Source organism: Streptomyces sp. SID14478 (assembly GCF_010548525.1).
Lineage (GTDB): Bacteria > Actinomycetota > Actinomycetes > Streptomycetales > Streptomycetaceae > Streptomyces.
This window is the reverse complement of sequence record NZ_JAAGMG010001110.1, coordinates 1-3,282: the sequence shown is the minus strand read 5'-3', so window position 1 is coordinate 3,282 and position 3,282 is coordinate 1. Positions and strand designations below refer to the sequence as shown.

Below are 3,282 nucleotides of genomic sequence, written 5' to 3'. Positions count from 1 at the left end.
GCCCGTGGTCGCCGGCGGACGCAGCGCCGGGGCCCGCGTCGCCTGCCGGACGGCGCGGGAGCTGGGCGCTGTCGCCGTGCTCGCGCTGAGCTTCCCGCTGCACCCGCCGGGCAAGCCGGAGAGGTCGCGGGCCGACGAGCTGCTGGGAGCGGGGGTGCCCACCCTCGTCGTGCAGGGCGGGAACGACCCGTTCGGCAGGCCGGGGGAGTTCCCGGACCACGGCGCGTACGAACTGGTCGAAGTGCCCTACGGGGACCACGGGTTCGCCGTGCCGAAGCGGGCCGGCATCTCGCAGGACGAGGCCCTCGACGTGCTGACGGACGCCGTCGTCAAGTGGACAAGGTCACTCGTGTAGTCCCGGGGAATGTCGAGCACCGTACGACTGTTGTCGCCACTGTCGGTGCACACAGTCGTACGAGAGGAAGTCCGCCGCATGGGTTCGACCATCTGCCCGAGCCGTGCCACCACTCCTGACCTGGAGTGGAGCGTGCTCAGCGCGGCCAAGACCGCTCCCCTTCGGGCGGCGGGCGGACCGGATCGTCGTCTATCCTCCGATTCGAGTGGGACCTCTTCGGGCCTCACGACGTCGTTGGAGGAGGTGGGTCCGGTCACAGGGACCGACGCAGGGACCGAACACGGCCAGGCGGACGAGGGGCCCGAGCCTGTGGAGAGCGCTGCCCAGCGCAGCGCGCGCTTCGAGCGGGACGCACTGGAATTCCTCGACCAGATGTACTCGGCGGCCCTGCGCATGACGCGCAACCCGGCCGATGCCGAGGACCTGGTGCAGGAGACGTATGCCAAGGCGTACGCGTCGTTCCACCAGTTCCGCGAGGGCACGAACCTCAAGGCATGGCTGTACCGGATCCTGACGAACACCTTCATCAACTCGTACCGCAAGAAGCAGCGCGAGCCCCAGCGCAGCGCGGCCGAGGAGATCGAGGACTGGCAGCTGGCGCGTGCCGAGTCGCACATGTCGACCGGTCTGCGCTCCGCCGAGTCGCAGGCGCTCGACCACCTGCCCGACTCCGACGTGAAGCGCGCGCTGCAGGCGATCCCCGAGGAATTCCGCATCGCGGTCTATCTCGCGGACGTCGAGGGCTTTGCGTACAAGGAGATCGCGGACATCATGGGGACACCCATCGGGACCGTGATGTCCCGGCTCCACCGGGGCCGTCGTCAGCTGCGCGGAATGCTGGAGGACTACGCCCGTGACCGCGGGCTCGTCCCCGCCGGCGCCGGAGAGTCGAACGAAGCGAAAGGCTCGGGCTCATGAGCTGCGGAGAGCCGCACGAGACGGACTGCAGTGAAGTTCTCGATCATCTCTATGAATTCCTTGATCATGAGATGCCGGACTCCGACTGCACCAAGTTCGAGGTGCACTTCGAGGAGTGCTCCCCGTGCCTGGAGAAGTACGGCCTGGAGCAGGCCGTGAAGAAGCTGGTCAAGCGGTGCTGCGGCCATGACGACGTGCCGACGGACCTGCGGGCCAAGGTCATGGGGCGGATCGAAGTGATCCGTTCCGGGCAGGGCGTCCCCGACGAGGGCACGCCGCTCACCTGAGCTGACGGGGCAACTCCCGCACCGGGAGCGGGAGTTCGTCCCGTTCGCCCCCTGGTTCACCCGATCGTGGTAATCCGGGGCCGTGCGCCCCGGCAATCCCCGTGATGCCGCCCGGACGGCTCGGCCCGCGTCCTATTCTCCGTGAACTGAACGTCACGGGGAGGGAGTGGGGATGCGGTCGGTTCCGCCTGTGGCCCGTGCGTACGTACTCCTGACTGCCGGTGGGGCGCTGGTGTGTGCCGCGCCCGCTGTGCTGTTCCTCGGCTCTTCCTGGCGTGCGGTGGCCCTGCTCGCGGGCGTGTACGCGGGCTGCGAGCAGCTCGGTCGCAGCCGACTCGGCGGGCGCCGGGCGCCCAGGGGTATGGGTACCTTCTTTCCCGTCCTCCTTGCAGGAGCGTTTCTGCTGCCTCCTGCGGCCGCCGCGCTCGTCGCCGTCCCCGGCGCCCTCCTCGCCCGCGTCGAGCAGCGGCCGACCGGGCTGCGCCGGGTGTGGCGCACCGCCCAACTCGCCCTCGGCAGCTGGGCGTCCGCGCAGGTATTCGGGATGCTCGGCGGCCCGGACGCGGTCTCCGCGCCGCGCTTCCCGTACGCGTTCGTGCCCGCCGCTGCCGCCGTGCTCGCCTTCTGCGTCGTCCTCACCGTCCTCGACGGCGGCATCCTCGCCGCGGCCGAGCGCGTACCGCTGCGCGCCGCCTGGCGCGGGCTCTTCCTGCGCGCGCTGGCGCCGGTCGCCGTGCACGGTCTCGCGGGGCTGCTGATGGCGGTGCTGTGGGCCAGCGCGTACGGGCCGGTGGCCTCGCTCCTGGTGCTGCTGCCGATGTACATCTCCTGCTGGGTCTTCGCCCAGTACCAGCGCGAGCGCGCCGCCCACCAGGCCACCATCCGCGCCCTGGTCCAGGCCGTCGACATCAAGGACGGCTACACGCGCGGGCACAGCGAGCGGGTCGGGCAGGCGTCCATGATGATCGCCCGGGAACTGGGCCTGGCCGACGAGCGCGTCGAGGTCCTGCGGTTCGCCGGGATCCTGCACGACGTGGGCAAACTCGGCGTCCCCACACGGCTGTTGAGGAAGGACGGCCCGCTCACGCCCGAGGAGCGCGAGATCATTCAGCTGCACCCCGAGTACGGGCACGAGATGGTGCGCGGCATCGGGTTCCTCGGCGAGGCGCGCTCCGCGATCCTGCACCACCACGAGCGGCTCGACGGGAGCGGCTACCCGTACGGCCTCGCGGGGGCACAGATCCCGGAGTGCGCCCGGGTGGTGGCGGTGGCCGACGCCTTCGACGCCATGACCTCCACGCGCACCTACTCGCGGGCACGGCCCGTCCCGGTGGCGCTTGCGGAGCTGGAGCGGTGCGCGGGATCGCAGTTCGACCCGGTGATGGTGCGGGCACTGACGCGCGTCCTCGGCCGGGAAGGATGGCATCCGGTGGTGACCGCCGATGAGGGGGCCCTGCCGGCGGCCCGTTCCGAGGGCGTGCCGGTGACGGGTGCGGCCGCGCCATGACGGCGGCTTCGCCTGCGGTACCGGTGCCGAAGGCGGCGGTGAGGCCGCCGGCACTCGTCCTGCTCGTGTACGCCGTGGCCGGCGCCCTCACCACGGCCGCGCTCGGCAGCACCCTCTGGTACGGACTCGACGACCGCGGTGTCGCGCTCGCCTTCGGGCTGCTCGTCGCCGTCGGGGAGCTGGCGCGCTGGGGCGGCGGCGGCGACCGCGAGGCC

4 protein-coding genes and 1 pseudogene are annotated in these 3,282 nt (G+C 71.4%); all 5 read left to right on the top strand.

From position 1 onward, the window contains the following. Positions 1–355, top strand: a 355-nt coding sequence (locus G3I40_RS35870; RefSeq protein ID WP_343245123.1) for an alpha/beta family hydrolase, incomplete at its 5' end; no start/stop codon positions are given. A gap of 243 nt (positions 356–598) precedes the next feature. After that, positions 599–1,273, top strand: a complete 675-nt coding sequence (gene sigR / locus G3I40_RS35865; RefSeq protein ID WP_343245122.1) for an RNA polymerase sigma factor SigR — start codon at positions 599–601, stop codon at positions 1,271–1,273. After that, the gene (gene rsrA / locus G3I40_RS35860) at positions 1,270–1,560 is read left to right on the top strand and encodes a mycothiol system anti-sigma-R factor (protein WP_164559017.1); all 291 of its coding nucleotides are present in this window, start codon (positions 1,270–1,272) and stop codon (positions 1,558–1,560) included. The genes sigR and rsrA overlap by 4 nt, the downstream gene beginning before the upstream one ends. A gap of 172 nt (positions 1,561–1,732) precedes the next feature. Beyond that, a complete protein-coding gene (locus tag G3I40_RS35855) occupies positions 1,733–3,067 on the top strand; it encodes an HD-GYP domain-containing protein (RefSeq protein ID WP_164559016.1) in 1,335 nt (444 codons plus the stop codon). Then, a pseudogene (locus G3I40_RS35850) lies at positions 3,064–3,282 on the top strand (hypothetical protein); the annotation flags it as partial. The gene G3I40_RS35855 and the pseudogene G3I40_RS35850, both read left to right, overlap by 4 nt.